The sequence below is a fragment of the Streptomyces calvus genome (assembly GCF_006782915.1).
Lineage (GTDB): Bacteria > Actinomycetota > Actinomycetes > Streptomycetales > Streptomycetaceae > Streptomyces > Streptomyces calvus.
Genome location: NZ_VCNP01000056.1, coordinates 271,008 through 288,711, shown reverse-complemented (window position 1 = coordinate 288,711; position 17,704 = coordinate 271,008). Strand labels below are relative to the sequence as shown.

Annotated in this window: 15 protein-coding genes; 11 read left to right on the top strand and 4 right to left on the bottom strand. The window is 73.5% G+C overall.

The genetic code is table 11. The features are described from left to right. The first annotated feature begins 210 nt into the window (after window positions 1–210). Both FGW31_RS29690 and FGW31_RS29685 read left to right on the top strand, forming a co-directional pair. Complete coding sequence (locus FGW31_RS29690) at window positions 211–1,548, top strand: phthiocerol/phthiodiolone dimycocerosyl transferase family protein (RefSeq protein WP_142196627.1); 1,338 nt, start codon at window positions 211–213, stop codon at window positions 1,546–1,548. A gap of 48 nt (window positions 1,549–1,596) precedes the next feature. Next, on the top strand, window positions 1,597–2,115 hold the full coding sequence (locus FGW31_RS29685; protein ID WP_142196626.1) for an RNA polymerase sigma factor: 519 nt from the start codon (window positions 1,597–1,599) through the stop codon (window positions 2,113–2,115). 64 nt (window positions 2,116–2,179) lie between these two features. On the opposite strand, the gene FGW31_RS29680 is transcribed toward FGW31_RS29685, so the two are convergent. After that, window positions 2,180–2,899, bottom strand: coding sequence for a helix-turn-helix transcriptional regulator (locus FGW31_RS29680; protein ID WP_142196625.1), 720 nt, complete (start codon window positions 2,897–2,899; stop codon window positions 2,180–2,182). Between the two features lie 670 nt (window positions 2,900–3,569). Between FGW31_RS29680 and FGW31_RS29675 the strand changes: the two genes are divergently transcribed. Next, window positions 3,570–4,865 carry a helix-turn-helix domain-containing protein gene (locus tag FGW31_RS29675; RefSeq protein WP_142196624.1) on the top strand — a complete coding sequence of 432 codons (1,296 nt, stop codon included), beginning with the start codon at window positions 3,570–3,572 and terminating at the stop codon, window positions 4,863–4,865. Window positions 4,866–4,940: 75 nt separating this feature from the next. Continuing rightward, a complete protein-coding gene (locus tag FGW31_RS29670; protein ID WP_142196623.1) occupies window positions 4,941–5,750 on the top strand; it encodes a PhzF family phenazine biosynthesis protein in 810 nt (269 codons plus the stop codon). A 50-nt stretch (window positions 5,751–5,800) separates the two neighbouring features. On the opposite strand, the gene FGW31_RS29665 is transcribed toward FGW31_RS29670, so the two are convergent. Beyond that, window positions 5,801–6,598, bottom strand: a complete 798-nt coding sequence (locus FGW31_RS29665; RefSeq protein WP_142196622.1) for a CPBP family intramembrane glutamic endopeptidase — start codon at window positions 6,596–6,598, stop codon at window positions 5,801–5,803. An 83-nt stretch (window positions 6,599–6,681) separates the two neighbouring features. Next, window positions 6,682–8,199, bottom strand: a complete 1,518-nt coding sequence (locus FGW31_RS29660; RefSeq protein ID WP_142196621.1) for a glutamate-cysteine ligase family protein — start codon at window positions 8,197–8,199, stop codon at window positions 6,682–6,684. A gap of 562 nt (window positions 8,200–8,761) precedes the next feature. On the opposite strand from FGW31_RS29660, the gene FGW31_RS29655 reads away from it, so the two are divergent. The 7 genes from FGW31_RS29655 (at window position 8,762) to FGW31_RS29625 (ending at window position 14,611) form a co-directional block, all read left to right on the top strand. Next, the gene (locus tag FGW31_RS29655) at window positions 8,762–9,349 is read left to right on the top strand and encodes a hypothetical protein (protein WP_142196620.1); all 588 of its coding nucleotides are present in this window, start codon (window positions 8,762–8,764) and stop codon (window positions 9,347–9,349) included. Window positions 9,350–9,676: 327 nt separating this feature from the next. After that, window positions 9,677–9,877 (top strand): DUF5999 family protein, encoded by a 201-nt coding sequence (locus tag FGW31_RS29650; protein ID WP_142196619.1) that lies wholly within the window; start codon window positions 9,677–9,679, stop codon window positions 9,875–9,877. Window positions 9,878–10,115: 238 nt separating this feature from the next. After that, window positions 10,116–11,150: a LacI family DNA-binding transcriptional regulator gene (locus tag FGW31_RS29645; RefSeq protein ID WP_142196618.1), complete on the top strand. Its 1,035-nt coding sequence runs from the start codon at window positions 10,116–10,118 to the stop codon at window positions 11,148–11,150. A gap of 168 nt (window positions 11,151–11,318) precedes the next feature. Further along, complete coding sequence (locus tag FGW31_RS29640) at window positions 11,319–11,714, top strand: TOBE domain-containing protein (RefSeq protein ID WP_142196617.1); 396 nt, start codon at window positions 11,319–11,321, stop codon at window positions 11,712–11,714. A 182-nt stretch (window positions 11,715–11,896) separates the two neighbouring features. Next, entirely contained in the window at window positions 11,897–12,691 is a 795-nt protein-coding gene (modA, locus tag FGW31_RS29635) for a molybdate ABC transporter substrate-binding protein (protein ID WP_142196616.1), read from the top strand. Next, a complete protein-coding gene (modB, locus tag FGW31_RS29630; protein ID WP_142196615.1) occupies window positions 12,688–13,515 on the top strand; it encodes a molybdate ABC transporter permease subunit in 828 nt (275 codons plus the stop codon). The genes modA and modB overlap by 4 nt, the downstream gene beginning before the upstream one ends. A gap of 4 nt (window positions 13,516–13,519) precedes the next feature. Next, a complete protein-coding gene (locus FGW31_RS29625) occupies window positions 13,520–14,611 on the top strand; it encodes an ABC transporter ATP-binding protein (protein ID WP_142196614.1) in 1,092 nt (363 codons plus the stop codon). A gap of 54 nt (window positions 14,612–14,665) precedes the next feature. Here FGW31_RS29625 and gcvP read toward each other — a convergent pair whose 3' ends face one another. Further along, the gene (gcvP, locus tag FGW31_RS29620) at window positions 14,666–17,551 is read right to left on the bottom strand and encodes an aminomethyl-transferring glycine dehydrogenase (RefSeq protein WP_142196613.1); all 2,886 of its coding nucleotides are present in this window, start codon (window positions 17,549–17,551) and stop codon (window positions 14,666–14,668) included. Between the last annotated feature and the right edge of the window lie 153 nt (window positions 17,552–17,704).

Here is a 17,704-nt window from a genome sequence, read left to right as displayed (position 1 = left end):
AAGAATTCACGGCGAGGGAGTGCGCGCTACGGGGGCGGCTTTTAGGGAAATCACGAGACTTCCCTCTCCGGTGCGCTCACGGGTGGATCCGGGCGGGACGCGTGGTGCACCCTCGGAGGCATCCCCGAATTCCCCGGCCGGCCGACGGCTGTGAACCGGTGCGTGACCGCGGGGCACGAAATGACGAGCGAGCGAAAGTGGGCTGACGGCATGCTCCGTGCACTGTGTCCGGTCGAGACGCTCTACGTGGGCCAGAGAAGCAGGGCCGTCCTCTCCTGCACCCTGCGCGGGCGGGTCGACGCCGAGGCGCTGTCGGCCGCGTTCGACGCGGTGACCGAGGAGAACCCGACGCTGCGGTCGTGCATCGTGCCGGACGGCGCGGGGTACGCGCTGCGCCTGCTCGGCGAGGACGAACGGCCGCGGCTGGTCGTCCGCACCGGCGACCCGGACGAGGCCTACGCCGCCGAGCTGAACAGGGCCCTGCCGGTGGGCGGGCCGCTGACCCGCGCCGTGCTGGTCGGCTCGCCGGACGGCGAACGGCACCTGTTCGTGCTGCTGGTGGACCACACCGTGACGGACGGCCACAGCAGCATCGCCCTGCACAACGCGCTGTGGGACCGCTACGGGGCACTGGTCCGCGGGGAGGCCGCCGCGCCCGCGGCGGGCTCCGTGCCTGCGGAGCCGCACTGGCCCGAGCCGGTGAGCCGGCTGCTGCCTCCCACCGACGAGGCCGACACGGCCACGTACCTGGACGGCCGCGTCGACCGGGCGCGGCAGCACCCGGTGGAGCTCGTGCCGTACGACGTGCCGCGGCCGTCCGCCGGCGGTGCGGCGCCGGGCGGGGACGGCGCCGGCGAGGGGCGCATCGAGGTGTGCCGGCTGACGCTGGACGCGGAGCGCACCGCCCTGCTGCGCCGCACGGCACGCGGGTCCGGCGTCTCCGTGCACGCGCTGGTCGCGGCGGCGCTGCTGACGGCGGCGCGCCGGCGCCTGGACGGTGACGGCCCCCGCACCCTGGGCTGCCTGTCCCCCGTCGACCTGCGTTCGCGGCTGTCCCCGCCGCTGCCCGCGTCCGTGATGGTGCCGGCGGTCACCACCCACCTGCAGACGCTGGAGGTGTCCGCGGACGCCGATCCGCTGGACCTGGCCCGGACCGTCCACGCCCGCCTGAACGACTTCATCGCCCGCGGCGACCACGTCCACGAGATGCGCATCACCCCGGAGATTCCCGCGAACCCGGCGCTGCAGCTGGCCACGGTGATCGCCACCAACATGGGCGTCGTCCCCGGCCCCCGGCTGCCCGACGGGCTGCGGGCGGTCGACGTCCGGCTCGTGCCCGCCCGCGAGCAGTACTTCCCGCAGGCGGGACGCAGTCCCGTCATGGCCTGCGTGGTGTCCTTCGAGGGCCGGCTGTCCATCGAGTTCCCGCACTACACGGCCTGTTTCAGCCCGTCCTTCGCAGAAACGTTCCGTGACGACGTCCTCGACGGCCTCCTCGCCTTCGCGCGCCAGGCCCGGCCCGAGCACGCCCTCGCGGACCCGACCTGAGGGCCGCCCCGGCTCACGCACCCCGGCCGCCGTGAGGAGTCACCCCCCATGACCACCGTCAGCGAACTCCCCTCCCCCCTGACCCTCCTCCCCGGGGCCCAGGCGGGCGACGAGCACGCGATGAACCACCTGCTGACCGGCATCACTCCGTACGTCGCCCGCATCTGCCGGTCCATCACCCACGACGACGGCGCCGACGCCACGCAGGAGGCCCTGCTCGCCATCTACCGGGGCCTGGGCACCCTGCGCGAACCGGCGGCGTTCTACGGCTGGGTGCGCTCGGTGACGGTCCGCGAGGCCGTCCGCACGGCGAAACGGTACGGCGAGGAACGCACCTGCTCCGAGGTGGAGTCCGGGCAGGAGACCAACCCGCTGGACGCGGTGCACATCAGCGACGTGCTGGAGCGCCTGTCCCGGGCCCACCGTCAGGTGCTCACCCTGCGCGCCTACGGGCTCAACGAGGAGGAGATGGCCGAGGTGCTGTCCCTGCCGGTGGGCACCGTGCGCTCCCGGCTGTTCCGCGCCCGCCGCCGGTTCCAGGAGGCGTGGCAGCCCTCGGCCGCCTGACGCGGACGCCGCGCTCCGGTCCGGCGCCCCCGGTGGCCGGGGGACGCCGGGCCGGGACCCGGGGTCACTCGACGCGTTCCGGCAGGACCCGGGGCGGCCACTGCCGCGTGGCGAACATCCCGAGCGCGTGGGCGCGGGCCACCAGCGCGGCACGGTTCGGGGCGTCGAACCTGCGCAGCATCTGCCCGACGCGGTACTCGATCCCCTGACGGCTCAGATACAGACGGGAGGCCAACTGCACCGTGGACTCACCCCTCGCCACTCCCTCCAGCACCTGCGCGTCGAGGGAACTGATCACCGGACCGCCCGGTTCCGCGGTTCCGGCGGGTTTTTCCGGGCGGTGGACCTGGCCGGCGGGACGGAGAATGACGAACAGGGCGAGTGTTTTACCCGAAGGGCTCCGGACGGCGGTGGCGGTCAATTCGGCGGAGAATATCCGGCCCTTTCCGTCGCGGCCCGTCACGCTTTCCGTGAAGCAACGGCTCCGTCCTGTACCGAGCGCATGGAACTGGCCCTGCAGCCGGTCCGGTTCCCGTGCACGAAGGAGCTGGAGGATTCCGCGCCCGTGGATTCCGGACGCACTCAGACCGAATTGGCGGGCGAAATCGGGGTCCGCGTCCGTGACGGCCAGGTCGCCTGGCGACACATGGGCCGTGCGGACCGTCTCGGGCGGGGCACCGGCCGGTGGGCGGTGCCCGTCGGGGTGCCGTCGGGCGGAGGGAGCCGGGTGTACGGCGTTCCTGCCCTGGCGGGGCGAAGCGTCGGGCGCGCTGATGGTCACCACGGACGTACCGTCCTTCTTCCTGGCGTGGGGGGCTGGGAAGTACTGCTGTGCGCGCGGCCGTTGCGACGGGCCGGAGCCGGAGGGCCGGCCGGCGGCCCGGTCACGGTGCGCGTCACCTTCTCGGCGGCTCGGATCAGGTGGCCGCCGTCGCCCGGGAAGTCGCCGGGCTCGTCGACGGGCCGTGCGGCGCACGGAGGCGGGTTCGGGCCCACGACCGGGTGGACAACGTTGTCAGGGCCACTCGATCTCGCCGGTTGTCGGCCGACCGCAGGCGGGCGGGCAGGGCGGGAGGGCGTCCGAGGCGCCGGCCGGTCTCCGCGGCGGGCCCGGTCGGACATGACGGAACACGGATACCTCCTCAGGACGGAATGAACGATCGCGCCAGGACGGCACCTTTGAGATTAAGGTGCGGCAACCCCAGTGACAAGGGTTTGCCAGGTGACTTGTACGACGTGGCAACTCCTTTGCCAAACAGTCGTGTTCGACGTCCGGCCGCGTCCGCCGGGGACCGTCCGGAACCTCGAACATGCCTCCTGAGCTGGGGAGTTGGTCAGGTCATACGGACTTGCCGCCCCTACGGGCGCTCTTTAAGGTGTTGCCGACCCGTGACCGTCCGACCGGGCCGGCCGGGCACGGGGACACGGACGGCGACAGCGGACAGAGGGGGGAGATGCTCGAGCAGCCGCACTTCGGCCGTCGGTTGAGAAGGCTCCGGCTGGAGCGGGGCATGAGCCAGGCATGCCTCGTCGGTGAAGGCATGTCGACGGGATACCTCTCCCGCCTGGAGTCCGGTGAACGCCGCCCCACGGAACGCGCGGTGGCCTACCTCGCGGGGCGCCTGGGCGTGGACGCGTCGGCGCTGACCCGGGCCTCGGACGACCGGTCCCTGCCCCACGTCCTGGCCGCCGTGGCGTCGGCGCCGCACGGCACCGAGGACACCGCGGCCCTCAGCCGCGCGGTCGACCAGGACACCTCGGACGACCCCGCCGTCCGCTGGCAGGCCCTGTGGCTGCTGAGCCGCGCCGCCGGCCGGGACGGCGACTACCGGGGCCAGTGCGCGCGGCTGCCGGAACTCGTCGAGCTGAGCGACCGGCTGGGAGCCGCGGACCTGCGGGTGCGCTCCCGCGTGCAGTACGCCCGCGGTCTGCGCGCCCTGGGCGACCTGCGGACGGCGGAGCCGACGGCCGGGGAGGCCGTGTCGATCGCGCGCACCGGCGACCTCCCGGTGGCCGACACCACGGCCGCCCTGATGGTGCTGATCAGCATCGAGACGGAGCTCGGCAGGCTGGACGAGGCCCAGCGGCACGTCGACGAGCTGGAGCGGGACCTGCTGCCCTCGGCCACGTCGACGCAGGCGGCCGAGGCGCTGTGGACGGCCGCCGTGGTCAGCAACCGCCAGGGCGACCACGCCGCCGCCCGGGACCGGCTGGAAAGGGCCCTGGGACTCGTCCGGGGCGAGGACGACCTCGTGCTGTGGACGCGGCTGCGCGCGGCCGCCACCGCCGCCGCGCTCCGGATGTCGCCGCCCCGGGTGGCCGCGGCCGGCCGCTGGCTGAGCGAGGCGGCGGCCGTCCTCGACCTGGTCGGCACGCCGCTGCAGGTGCAGGAACTGCGCGCGCTCCAGGCACAACTCGCTTTCCACGAAGGCAGGTTGGAAGAGGCCGGGGAACTCAGCCGGACCCTGCTGGCCGAGCCGGACCTGCGGCTGTCCTACCGCGACCGGGTGGGCCTGTCGGTCCTCGACGGCCGGCTGAGGATCCTGTCCGGCCACGTCGACGAGGGCATCGCCGCGCTCCAGGACCTCGGCCGGCAGGCGACCGAGTGCCGTAACTTCGACCTGGCCACCCACATCTGGCAGACGCTGGCGACGACCCTGGCCGACATCCGCTCCCCCGGCGACGGGACACCGGGAACGGAGGCGACGGACGGCGGCGGAAGCGGCCCGGCCGGACCGCGCACCGGCTGAGGCCGTACGGCGACCGGTCCAGTCACCGCTGATTGGACTTGGCCCGCCGCCGCGCGCGGCCCGTACGGTCGGGCCATGCGGATTCGAATCGTCGACGCCTTCACCGACCGGCCCTTCGCCGGCAACCCCGCCGGAGTGCTGCTCCTGGACACCTTCCCGGACGACGGGCGGCTGCAGAACATCGCCCTGGAGGTCAACCACGCCGAGACGGCCTTCGCCCACCCGCTTCCCGGCGGCGGGGAGGCCGACTGGGCGCTGCGCTGGTTCACGCCCGCCGTCGAGGTCGCGATGTGCGGTCACGCCACGCTGGCCACCGCGCACGTGCTGCACTCCACCGGGGCGCACCGCGGCCCGGTCCGGTTCGCCACCCGCAGCGGCGTCCTGGTCGCCACCCCCGGCGAGGACGGCGAAATCACGCTGGACTTCCCCACGGCCCCGCTCACGCCGGTCGACGTCCCGGAGGGTGTCGCCGAAGCCCTGGGCGCCGTGCCGCTCACGGCGTTCGACACCGGCCCGAACATCGGTGACCTGCTGCTGGAGGTGGCCGACGAGCAAACCGTGCACGCCCTGCGGCCCGACATCGAGGCCCTGGCCGCCCACTCCGAACGCGGCGTCATCGCCACCGCCCGCGCCGAGAACCCCGCCCTGGGCTACGACTTCGTCTCCCGTTGCTTCTTCCCCAACGTCGGCATCGACGAGGACCCGGTCACCGGCAGCGCGCACACCGCGCTGGCGCCGTACTGGTCCGAGCGGCTCGGCCGCTCCGCCCTCACCGGCCTCCAGGCCTCACCGCGCTCCGGCCGGGTGCGCACGGAGGTGCGCGGCGAGCGCACCCTGCTGGCCGGGCGGGCCGTGACGGTCATCGAGGGCGACCTCCTGGTCTGAGCCCGGCAGGGGGCGTCCGGCCGTGCCGCACGCCCCCTCGTCCGGCCGGGTCAGGCCGTCGGCAGCCAGCCGACCTTGCCGGCCAGCAGCGCGTATCCCACGAACGCCCCGATGTCGAGCAGGGTGTGGGCGACCACCAGTGGTCCGACGCGGCCCCAGCGCCGGTACAGGTACACGAACACCACGCCCATGACCATGTTCCCGATGAAGCCGCCGATCCCCTGGTAGAGGTGGTACGAGCCGCGCAGCACCGAACTGCCCGCCAGCGCGGCGGCCGGGCTCCAGCCCAACTGGTCGAGCCGGCGCAGGAGATAGCCCACGACGATGACCTCTTCGAGGATCGAGTTCTGCATCGCCGAGAGGATCAGCACGGGGAACTTCCACCACACCTGCGGCAGTGCCTCGGGCACCACGGTGAGGTTGAAGCCGAATCCGCGCGCGGCCAGGTAGAAGGCGATGCCGCTGCTGCCGATGACCGCCGCGACCACCGCCCCGCGGCCGAGGTCGGGCCAGGGGCGGGTGCGGTCGAAGCCGAGGGCGCGCAGTCCCGCGCCCTCGCGCAGCAGCAGGTGCGCCACCAGCGCGACCGGGACGAGCGCCGTGGTGATCCCGAAGAGCTGCCAGGCCAGGTCGAGCCAGGGGCGGCCCGGCGCGGCCGAGGCGTTGAGGGTGGCCGCCTGGTCCTTCAGACCGCCCGGTTCGGTGACCGAGCCGACGAAGCTGATCAGCGCGGACACTCCGCTCGCGCCCAGCGACAGCGCCAGCACGAGCAGTGTCTCGTCGCGCAGCCTCGTCCGCGTGAGCTTCCGCTCGCGGTCATCGGCCCTCGGGCCCGCCTCCGCCTGCACACCTGCCTCCACATCACCGGTCGTCCGGATCAGTATGAGGGCACCGGCTGTGCGCCAGGACGGGGGCGGGAGGAGGTGCGGGCTCAGCCCGTCGGCACCCGCTCGGGCAGCCCCACCGGCCAGGTGTGCACCGGGTCGCCCTGCGCCGTCAGCTCGCGGTACCGGCGGGTGGTGGCGGCCAGCGCGGCCTCGCGGCCCAGGCCGAGGTCGAGGGCGCGGTGGAAGGTGGCCGCCTGCCAGGTCGCGCCGTTGACGCGGCGCCGGCACCGCTCCTCGATCACCCCGAGGTACAGGTCCCGGTCCGCGGGCTCGATCCCCCACGCGTCCAGCCCGGCCTCGGCCAGCGGCAGCAGCTCGTCGCGTACGAGGGTGACCGCGTCGACCTCGCCGAGGCCGCCGAGGCGACCGCGCCGGGGCCAGACCAGACGGGCGTCGATGCCGTGCTTGCAGGCGGCGTCGAAGTTGGCGGCGGCGGCCTCGAAGGGCAGCCGGGACCAGACCGGCCGGCTGTCCTCGGCGAGGGCGCGGACCACGCCGTAGTAGAAGGCCGCGTTGGCGACGACATCGGTGACGGTGGGGCCGGCGGGCAGTACGCGGTTCTCCACGCGCAGGTGCGGGACGCCGTCGGCGATGCCGTAGACGGGGCGGTTCCAGCGGTAGACGGTGCCGTTGTGCAGGACGAGTTCGGCGAGCGTGGGGATGCCGCCGCCGTCCAGCACCTCGAGCGGGTCCTCGTCGTCGCAGATGGGCAGCAGGGCGGGGTAGTAGCGCAGGTTCTCCTCGAACAGGTCGAAGGCCGAGGTGATCCAGCGCTCGCCGAACCAGGTCCGCGGCCGCACCCCCTGGGCCTGCAGCTCCGGCGGACGGGTGTCGGTGGACTGCTGGAACAGCGGCGGCCGGGACTCGCGCCACAGCTCGCGGCCGAACAGGAAGGGCGAGTTGGCGCCCACGGCGATCTGCGCGGCGGCGACGGCCTGGGCCGCGTTCCACACGCCGGCGAAGCGCTCCGGGGTGACCTGCAGATGCAGCTGCACCGAGGTGCAGGCGGCCTCCGGCGCGATCGACTTGGAGGTGCAGTTGAGGCGTTCCACGCCGTCGATGTCCAGCGTGAAGTCCTCACCGCGCGCGGCCACGATCTGCTCGTTGAGCAATGCGTAGCGGTCGACGTCGGAAAGGTTCGAGGAGACCAGGTCGTCCCGGTCCAGCGTCGGCAGGATGCCGATCATCACGATGCCCGCGTCGACCTCGCCGGCTTTCCGGTCGGCGTACGCGAGCGAGGTCCGCAGTTCCTCGTCGAGCCGGTCGAATACCCTCCCGCTCAATCGGTGGGGCGCGATGTTCACTTCGAGATTGAACATCGCGAGTTCCGTTTGGAAGTCCCGGCTGGCGATGCGTTCGAGGACTTGCGCATTCAACATTTTCGGCATGCCGTCGGCGCCCGCGAGATTCAATTCGATCTCCAGCCCCATGAGGTTCTTGGGGCGGTCGAACCGCTTCTCCGCCAGGAGTCGCTCCAGCCCCGTCAGGCAGCTGCGGAGCTTCTCGCGGTAGCGCTGGCGATCGGACAGGTCGAACTGGCCTGCCACGACCTTCTCCCCCATCGAAGCGTCCCTCCTCGGATGGGCGGACCGAAGATCGGCCGCCGGGGTCCCGGTCCACAAGGGAGGATGCCCCGCGGATGCGAGGGATAACGTCCCGGACGGACCCGGCTGCCGCTACTCTGGTCGAAGGTGTCCAGTGGCACATTCACGGGGCATGACGGAGGGCCCCCGGGCGGGGCGCGCCAGGAACTCGTGAAAAACGCCGACAGGAATTGGCCGACCGCCGCGCCTCTGTTATCCGAGGTCATCGACGTGCGCCCGGCACGAAATCGGGATTATTTTCGCGTTTCACCGACCCGAAGTACCCTTGCTTCGCCGGTCGAAAACGGCTACACGAAACGTAGTCCGAACACGCGTCGTATAAACTTCGCTCACAAGGCAGAAGGTTGGCGCCCACGGTCGAGCGATCCAGCCGAGAGACGGCGTGCGACTGTCCTCACCCGCGTCTCCCGCGCTCCGACCCCGGCCCCTGCCTCCCTGGCCTTCGCGAGCTGACAGCGCCGTCCGCCACGCCACGCCCCGCCCTCGTGCCACTGTGCCTTCGAATGAGAGGCGACCCACCATGCCGCTGCATGTCCTCCCGGCTCCCGCGCCCGCCCTGCGTTCCGTCCTGACCGCGCTCTCCTCACCGACCGCGGTCAGCGAGGCCCGAACGCCCTCGCTGCTCGGTGCCCAGGGACCCGTCTCACCCGAGTTGCCCCTGCCCGTGCACGTCCTGGACCGGGTCACCGCCGACGGCACCACCGCCACCCGGCTGGCCGGCTGGCGCTTCCTGATCCGCGCCGGCGACCGTGCGGTGGCCGCCGCGGAGAGCGTGCCCACCGCCGACGGCTGGGCCTTCTCCCGCTTCTTCGAGGGGCCCTACATCCCGTCCACCGAACTCGCACTGCGCCAGGCCGAGGGCATGACCCAGCCGTACCAGCCCCGGCTGCTGTCGGTGCCCGGCCTGTACATGCTCGCCCTCTGGCTGCACGGCGATCCGACGGCGGACGGCGCCACCGGCCACCCGGGCGCCGCCGACCTGCTCGTCCCGCTCGCCCCGGCACCGCCCGGCATCGCCGCCCACCGCCCGTACCGGGTCGCCGAACTGCTGCCGGTACTGACCCACCGGGTGACGCCGCCCACCCCGCTGATGGGCTCCCCCGCCTGACCGTCCACCGCCGTGTGCCCCGTCGTCCGCTCCCCGGTCGGCGGGGCACACCGCTGCCCGCCCGGGCGACAGGGACTGACTAGCCCCATCCGGCCACGCCGAACCCCCCGAAGGGACGGTGCAGTTGGGCTGAACCGTCCGCGCGGGTGATGCGTCATCAACCTGTGAGGAGCGGTGCCGCGAAATCCCTGCGGATCGGTGTCCGTGGGGCAACACTGGTTTCCGACCGACTTATCACAACGGGGGGCGGTCATGAACGAAGGTTCACACCGCGGAACTGTCACGACAGCCGACTCACAGGTCACCACTGAGCGAAAGAACCCACCCATGTGCCAGCACCAGCCGCCGTGCCCCTCAGCCGACTCCGCCGACCGGGAATCCGCCCGTCTCGTGGCGCACCACCCGGAGCAGGGCTGGAGCCTGCTGTGCAACGGTGTCGTGCTCTTCGAGGACACCGGTGAACTCCTGCCCGACGGCAGCGTCATCGCCCCGCAGCGTCCTCGGAGCGCCAGCCTGACCACCGCCTGAGCACGGCCGGGCGCCACGGGCAGCCCGGGAACACCAGGGGCCGGACCGCGGGCACCGCCCGCGAACCGGCCCCGACGCGTGTCCGGAGCCGATCACGCACCGTAGTCCGGCGCACGGCAACGGTGACCGGCCCCTCCCCGGAAACGGCAGCCGGTGCAGGGGCGCCTTCCCACGGGCGCCCGCCGTCCGGAAGACTCCTGGAAGTTTCGCGGGGCAACCGTCACGGAGGTGGGGCACAGTGGCAGCACACGGGGCCGGCGCCGGGGGCAGAGTCACCATCACGGAGATCGCCCGGCGGGCCGGCGTCTCCGTGCCGACCGTCTCCCGCGTGGTCAACGGCCGCTCCGACGTCTCCCCGGGGACCCGCGCCCGGGTCGAGGACCTGCTGCGCCGGCACGGTTACCGCAAGCGCCCCACCACCCCGCCCTCCCGCGCCGCACTGCTCGACCTGGTCTTCAACGACCTCGACAGCCCCTGGGCGGTGGAGATCATCCGCGGAGTGGAGGAGGCCGCCCACGCAGCCGGAGTGGGCGCCGTGGTCTCGGCGATCCACGGCCGCTCCGGCGACGCCCGGGAGTGGATGCGCAACCTGCGGGCGCGGGCGTCCGCCGGCGTCGTCCTCGTGACCTCGACGCTCGAACCGGTGCTGCTCGAGGAACTGCGGATCCTCGGCGTGCCCCTGGTGCTGGTGGACCCCGCCGGCTCTCCCGCGCTGGACGTGCCCACCATCGGCGCCGCCAACTGGTCGGGCGGCATGGCCGCGACCGCACACCTGCTGTCCCTGGGGCACCGCAGGATCGGCATGATCGCCGGCCCGCCGCGCCTGCTCTGCTCACGGGCCCGGCTCGACGGCTACCGGGCGGCGCTGGAGAATGCCGGTGTGCCCGCCGACGACTCCCTGGTCGTCCCCGGCGACTTCCGCCCGGAGTCCGGCTTCGCCGGCTGCAACACGCTGCTCGACCTGCCGGACCCGCCGACCGCGGTGTTCGCGGCCGGCGACCGGATGGCGCTCGGCGCGATCGAGGCGCTGCGCGGCCGGGGCCTGAGGGTGCCGGACCACATCAGCGTGGTCGGTTTCGACGACCTCCCGGAGGTCCGCTGGTCGGCCCCGCCCCTGACCACGGTCCGCCAGCCGCTCGCCGACATGGGCAGGCTCGCCGCGCGCACCGTCCTGCGCCTCACCCGCGGCGAACAGCCCGACTCCCCCCGCGTGGAACTGGGCACGGAGCTGGTCGTCCGGGCGAGCACGGCGGCCCCCGCGCTGCCCGACTGACCCGCCCGGCAAGCCCTCCGTACCGGGCCCGCGCGGGGGCCGTCCGCGTCCTCGCCGCGCGGCTGACCCGCCCGGAGCGGCCACCGGCCCGGCCCGCGCGGTCCGTCCGCCCCGTGTCCGCGGGGCCCGGGCCCGCCGCTCGCCGCGGTGCGCCCTATCGTGACCGGCATGCAGTCCTACACGATCGGCCAGGCAGCGAGGCTGCTCGGAGTGAGCCCGGACACCGCCCGCCGCTGGGCGGACGCCGGGCGCATCGCCACGCACCGCGACGACGGCGGCCGGCGGGTCGTCGACGGACGGGACCTGGCCGCGTTCTCCGTCGAACTCGCCAGGGCGGGCACCGCCGAGGAGGACACCCCGTACACCTCCGCGCGCAACGCCTTCCCCGGCATCGTCACCGCGATCAAGCTGGGCGACGTCGCCGCCCAGGTGGAGATCCAGGCCGGCCCGCACCGCCTGGTCTCCCTGCTCACCCGGGAGGCCGTGGAGGAACTGGGCCTGGAGGTCGGCATGGAGGCGACCGCCCGGGTGAAGTCGACCAACGTCCACATCGACCGCACCTGACCCGACGGGCAACCCCGGTCGGCGACCCCGACTCGTACGACCGCACATGCGGGCTCTCCGGCCGGCATTCCTCGCTCGTGCGATACGACGATGCCCTCCTTCCTGGCAGATGCGTCAGTATGATCGGCGTATCGGGAGGGCCCTCGCGGGCCGTTCCTCCGCCCGTCGAGGAGTGCCACGAGATGATCCGTTCCGCTCACCGGACCCGCCGGTCCCGTCGGGCCGCCGGCGCCGCGGCCGTCGTCGTACTGGCGCTGGGCGGCTGCTCCGCGTCCGGGACGGACTCCGCCGGTGACGCGCCTTCGGGCACGCTCACCGTGTTCGCGGCGGCCTCGCTCAAGGAGAGCTTCACGGCCCTGGGCGAACGGTTCGAGAAGGAGCATCCGGGCACCGAGGTCACCTTCAACTTCGGGGGCAGCGACGCACTGGCCGCGGGCATCACCAACGGCGCACCGGCCGACGTGTTCGCCGCGGCGAGCACGAGGACGATGCGACTCGTCACCGACGCGGGGGACACGGCCGGCGAGCCGAGCACGTTCGCCCGCAACCGGCTGGAGATCGCCACCGTTCCCGGCAACCCGCACCGCATCGGCTCCCTCCGGGACCTGGCGGCGCCCGGCCTGAAGGTCGTGCTCTGCGACCGGGCGGTGCCCTGCGGCGCGGCCGCGCGGACGGCCCTCACCGCCGACGGCGTCGACCTGACCCCCGTCTCCTACGAGCAGGACGTCAAGAGCGCCCTGACGAAGGTCGCCCTGAGGGAGGCGGACGCCGCCGTCGTGTACCGGACGGATGTGAGGGCGGCCGGTGACAAGGTGCAGGGCGTGCAGTTCCCGGAATCCGCCGAGGCCGTCAACGCCTACCCGATCGCCCGGCTCGACAACGCCCCGAACCCGGCGGCAGCGAAGGCGTTCGTGGCGCTGGTGCGCTCGCCCGAGGGCCGGGCGGTCCTGAGCGAGGCGGGGTTCTCGGCACCATGACCTCCGGCCCGGCAGCTCCCCGCACGGCGCGCCCGCGCCCCCCGGGCCGCGGCGTCCCCCTCGCCCTCCTCGCCCCCGCCCTGCTGGGTCTGGCGTTCCTGCTGGTCCCGCTGCTCGCCCTGCTGGTCCGCGCCCCGTGGCGCAGCCTGCCCGAGCAACTGACCAGTCCCGAGGTGTGGCAGGCGCTGCGCCTGTCGCTGTTCTGCGCCACGGCGGCGACCGCGCTGAGCCTGGTCGTCGGCGTCCCGCTGGCCTGGCTGCTGGCCCGCACCGAATTCCGCGGCCGCGGCCTGGTCCGCGCCCTGGTGACGCTCCCCCTGGTGCTGCCGCCGGTGGTGGGCGGTGTGGCCCTGCTGCTCGCCCTGGGCCGCAACGGCGTCGTCGGCCAGTACCTGGACGCGTGGTTCGGCATCAGCCTGCCCTTCACCACCGCGGGCGTCGTCCTCGCGGAGACGTTCGTGGCGATGCCGTTCCTCGTCATCAGCGTCGAGGGCACGCTGCGGGCCGCCGACCCGCGCTTCGAGGAGGCCGCCGCCACCCTGGGCGCCTCCCGCTTCACCGCGTTCCGCCGGGTCACCCTGCCGCTGATCGCGCCCGGCGTCGCGGCCGGCGCCGTGCTGGCCTGGGCCCGGGCGCTCGGGGAGTTCGGCGCGACGATCACCTTCGCCGGCAACTTCCCCGGGCGCACCCAGACCATGCCGCTCGCGGTCTACCTCGCCCTGCAGAACGACCCGGCCGCCGCGATCGCCCTCAGCCTGGTACTGCTGGCGGTCTCCGTCGCCGTACTGGCCGGGCTGCGGGACCGCTGGATGAGGACGGCCTGACGCCATGACCGAGAGCACCGTGCCGCACGACGCCGGACAGCCCGGCCGGACCGCCGCGCCGGGCCTGGACGCCCGGCTCGTCGTGGACCGCGGCGCGTTCCGCCTGGACATCGCGCTGACCGCCGCGCCCGGCGACGTCGTCGCCCTGCTCGGCCCGAACGGCGCCGGCAAGACCACCGCCCTGCGCGCCCTCGCCGGCCTCACCCCCCTCACGGCCGGCCACCTGCGGCTGGACGGCGCCGAGCTGCACCGCACACCGCCCGAGGCGCGCCCGGTCGGTGTCGTCTTCCAGGACTACCTGCTCTTCCCGCACCTGACCGCCCTCGACAACGTGGCCTTCGGACCGCGCTGCCGGGGCGCCGGCAAGGCCGAGGCGCGCGCCCGGGCCGCCGAGTGGCTGGACCGCATGGGCCTGGCCGGGCACGCCGGAGCCAGGCCCCGGCACCTGTCCGGCGGGCAGGCGCAGCGCGTGGCCCTCGCCCGCGCCCTGGCCATCGACCCCCGTCTGCTGCTCCTGGACGAGCCCCTCGCCGCCCTGGACGCCCGCACCCGGCTGGAGGTGCGCGCCCGGCTCCGCCGGCACCTGGCCGCCTTCGAGGCCGTCGCCGTCCTGGTCACCCACGACCCGCTGGACGCGATGGTGCTGGCCGACCGGCTGGTGGTCGTGGAGCACGGCCGGATCGTGCAGGAGGGCGCGCCCACCGACATCGCCCGCCACCCGCGCACCGAGTACATCGCCCAGCTGGTCGGGCTCAACCTGTACCGGGGGCACGCCGACGGGCACACCGTACGGCTCGACGCGGGCCCCGCCGTCAGCACCACCGAGGACCTCTCCGGTCCCGCCTTCGTGGCGTTCCCGCCCGGCGCCGTGACCCTGTACCGCGACCGGCCCACCGGCTCCAGCGCCCGCAACCTCTGGCGCTGCCGGGTCGCCGGCCTGGAAACGCACGGGGACCAGATCCGGGCGGAGCTGACCGGCGAGCTGTCACTGGCCGCCGACCTCACCACGGTCGCCGCGGCAGAACTCGACCTGCACCCGGGCGCCCCGGTCTGGGCGGCGGTCAAGGCCGCCCAGACGCACGCCTACCCGGCGTAGCCGGACACGGCGAAGGGCCCCGCCCACCTCGGAGCGGGGCCCTTCGGCCGTGTGTCAGTCCTCGTACGCGTCCAGCGGCGGGCAGGAGCAGACCAGGTTCCGGTCGCCGAAGGCCTGGTCGATGCGGCGCACCGGCGGCCAGTACTTGTCGGCGGCGCTCACCCCGGCCGGGAAGACCGCCTCCTCGCGGCCGTACGCGTGGTCCCAGTCGCCGCCGAGCGCGGCGGCGGTGTGCGGGGCGTTGCGCAGCGGGTTGTCGTCCGCGGGCCACGTGCCCGAGCCGACCTTCTCGATCTCCGCACGGATGGCGATCATCGCGTCGCAGAACCGGTCCAGTTCGGTCAGGTCCTCGGACTCGGTCGGCTCGATCATCAGCGTGCCGGCCACCGGGAAGGACATCGTCGGCGCGTGGAAGCCGTAGTCGATCAGCCGCTTGGCCACGTCGTCGACGCTGACGCCGGTCGCCTTGGTCAGCGGGCGCAGGTCGATGATGCACTCGTGCGCGACCAGGCCGCCGGGGCCGGTGTAGAGCACCGGGTAGTGCGGTTCGAGGCGCTTGGCGACGTAGTTGGCGCTGAGCACCGCGACCTGCGTGGCGCGCTTCAGTCCCTCGCCGCCCATCAGGCGGACGTACGCCCAGGAGATGGGCAGGATGCCCGCCGAACCCCACGGCGCCGCCGAGATCGGCCCGACGCCCGTCTCCGGGCCCGCCTCCGGCTGGAGGGGGTGGTTCGGCAGGTACGGGGCGAGGTGCGCCCGCACGCCGACCGGGCCGACACCGGGGCCGCCGCCGCCGTGCGGGATGCAGAAGGTCTTGTGCAGGTTCAGGTGCGAGACGTCGCCGCCGAAGTGGCCCGGCTTGGCGAGGCCCACCAGCGCGTTGAGGTTCGCGCCGTCGACGTACACCTGGCCGCCGGCCTCGTGCACCTCGGCGCAGATGTCGGCGACGTGCTCCTCGAACACACCGTGCGTCGACGGGTAGGTGATCATGAGCACGGACAGCTCGTCGCGGTACTGCGCGATCTTCGCCCGCAGGTCCGCGACGTCGATCTCGCCGTCGTCGGCGGTCTTGACGACGACGACCTTCATGCCGGCCATCACGGCGCTGGCGGCGTTGGTGCCGTGCGCGGAGGAGGGGATCAGGCAGACGGTGCGCTGCTCGTCGCCGTTGGCCCGGTGATAGCCGCGCACGGCCAGTAGACCGGCCAGCTCGCCCTGGGAGCCGGCGTTGGGCTGGAGGGACACCTTGTCGTAGCCGGTGACCTCGGCGAGACGTTCCTCCAGCTCGTGGATGAGCGTGAGGTAGCCCTCGGCCTGCTCGGCCGGCGCGAACGGGTGCAGCTGCCCGAACTCCGGCCAGGTGACCGGCTCCATCTCGGTGGTCGCGTTGAGCTTCATGGTGCAGGAGCCCAGCGGGATCATGCCGCGGTCCAGCGCGTAGTCGCGGTCGGCGAGCCGGCGCAGGTAGCGCAGCATCGCCGTCTCGGAGCGGTACTGCTGGAAGACCGGGTGGGTCAGGTACTCGTCGTTGCGCAGCAGGGTGTCCGGCAGCGTGTCCCGGGCGGCCGCGTCCAGCGCCTCGACGTCGCCGTCGACGCCGAAGGCGTTCCACACGGCGGTCAGCCGGTCCCGGGTGGTGGTCTCGTCGCAGGCGATCGAGACGTGGTCGGCGTCGACCAGGCGCAGGTTGACGCCGTTGTCGCGGGCGGCGGCGACGATGTCGGCGGCCCGGCCCGCGACCCGCACGGTCAGCGTGTCGAAGTAGGAGTCGTGCACGATCTCCGCGCCGCCGGTCCTGAGCCCCTCGGCGAGGACCGTGGCGTAGCGGTGGGTGCGCCGGGCGATCAGCCGCAGGCCCTCCGGACCGTGGTAGACGGCGTACATCCCGGCCATGACGGCGAGCAGCACCTGGGCGGTGCAGATGTTGCTGGTGGCCTTCTCGCGGCGGATGTGCTGCTCACGGGTCTGCAGCGCGAGCCGGTAGGCCTTGTGTCCGTCGGCGTCGACGGACACGCCGACGAGCCGCCCGGGCAGGCTGCGCGCCATCTTCTCCTGCACGGCCATGTAGCCGGCGTGCGGTCCGCCGAAGCCCATGGGCACGCCGAAGCGCTGCGTGGTGCCGACGGTGATGTCCGCGCCGAGCTCGCCGGGCGACTTCAGCAGGGTCAGGGCGAGCAGGTCGGCGGCGACGGTGACGAGCGCGCCGAGCTCGTGCGCCTGGTCGATGACCGGCTTGATGTCGCGCACGGCACCGGAGGCGCCCGGGTACTGGATCAGTACACCGTTGATCTCGCGGGCGGCGACCTCGGCGGGGATGCCGTCGCTCAGGTCGGCGACGACGACCTCGACGCCGGTCGGTTCGGCGCGGGTCTCGATGACGGCGATGGTCTGCGGCAGGGCGTCCGCGTCGACCAGGAACAGGCCCTTCTTGTTCTTGCCCATGCGCCGCGAGAGCGCCATCGCCTCGGCGGCGGCGGTGCCCTCGTCGAGCAGGGAGGCGCCGGAGGTCGGCAGGCCGGTGAGCTCGGCGACCACGGTCTGGAAGTTCAGCAGCGCCTCGAGGCGTCCCTGCGAGATCTCCGGCTGGTACGGCGTGTAGGCCGTGTACCAGGCGGGGGTCTCCATGACGTTGCGCAGGATGACGGGCGGGGTGAAGGTGCCGTAGTAGCCGAGCCCGATCATGGAGCCGAGCACCGCGTTGCGGTCGGCCAGCGCACGCAACTCGGCCAGCACCTCGGCCTCGCTCCGGGCACCCGGCAGGTCCAGCGCGTCGGCGTTCTTGATCACGTCGGGCACCGCGGCGGCGGTCAGTTCGTCGAGCGAGCCGTAGCCGACCTGCGCGAGCATCTTGGCCCGGGCCTCGTGGTCGGGGCCGATGTGGCGCTGCTCGAAGGTGATTCCCTGTTCGAGCTCGGAGAGCGGGGTGCGAGGGGCGGTCATTGCGGAGGCCTCCTGGTCTGACGACCTTCGAGGGGCACCACGGCGCGGGTGCCCGGACGGCCTCCCCCTCTGTCATCTCGACCTGAGAGCTTCACCGGAACGCACGGGGCGTCCGGCTTTCACCGTCGGTGAGAGCGGAAGCCGTCGACACCC

Bases quoted from the DNA above. Each gene is read 5' to 3' on its own strand.
- FGW31_RS29625 (WP_142196614.1), top strand. From the start codon at position 13,520: ATGACCGAGAGCACCGTGCCGCACGACGCCGGACAGCCCGGCCGGACC.
- modB (WP_142196615.1), top strand. From the start codon at position 12,688: ATGACCTCCGGCCCGGCAGCTCCCCGCACGGCGCGCCCGCGCCCCCCG.
- FGW31_RS29655 (WP_142196620.1), top strand. From the start codon at position 8,762: ATGCCGCTGCATGTCCTCCCGGCTCCCGCGCCCGCCCTGCGTTCCGTC.
- FGW31_RS29650 (WP_142196619.1), top strand. From the start codon at position 9,677: ATGTGCCAGCACCAGCCGCCGTGCCCCTCAGCCGACTCCGCCGACCGG.
- FGW31_RS29685 (WP_142196626.1), top strand. From the start codon at position 1,597: ATGACCACCGTCAGCGAACTCCCCTCCCCCCTGACCCTCCTCCCCGGG.
- FGW31_RS29690 (WP_142196627.1), top strand. From the start codon at position 211: ATGCTCCGTGCACTGTGTCCGGTCGAGACGCTCTACGTGGGCCAGAGA.
- modA (WP_142196616.1), top strand. From the start codon at position 11,897: ATGATCCGTTCCGCTCACCGGACCCGCCGGTCCCGTCGGGCCGCCGGC.
- FGW31_RS29640 (WP_142196617.1), top strand. From the start codon at position 11,319: ATGCAGTCCTACACGATCGGCCAGGCAGCGAGGCTGCTCGGAGTGAGC.
- gcvP (WP_142196613.1), bottom strand. From the start codon at position 17,551: ATGACCGCCCCTCGCACCCCGCTCTCCGAGCTCGAACAGGGAATCACC.
- FGW31_RS29675 (WP_142196624.1), top strand. From the start codon at position 3,570: ATGCTCGAGCAGCCGCACTTCGGCCGTCGGTTGAGAAGGCTCCGGCTG.
- FGW31_RS29660 (WP_142196621.1), bottom strand. From the start codon at position 8,199: ATGGGGGAGAAGGTCGTGGCAGGCCAGTTCGACCTGTCCGATCGCCAG.
- FGW31_RS29670 (WP_142196623.1), top strand. From the start codon at position 4,941: ATGCGGATTCGAATCGTCGACGCCTTCACCGACCGGCCCTTCGCCGGC.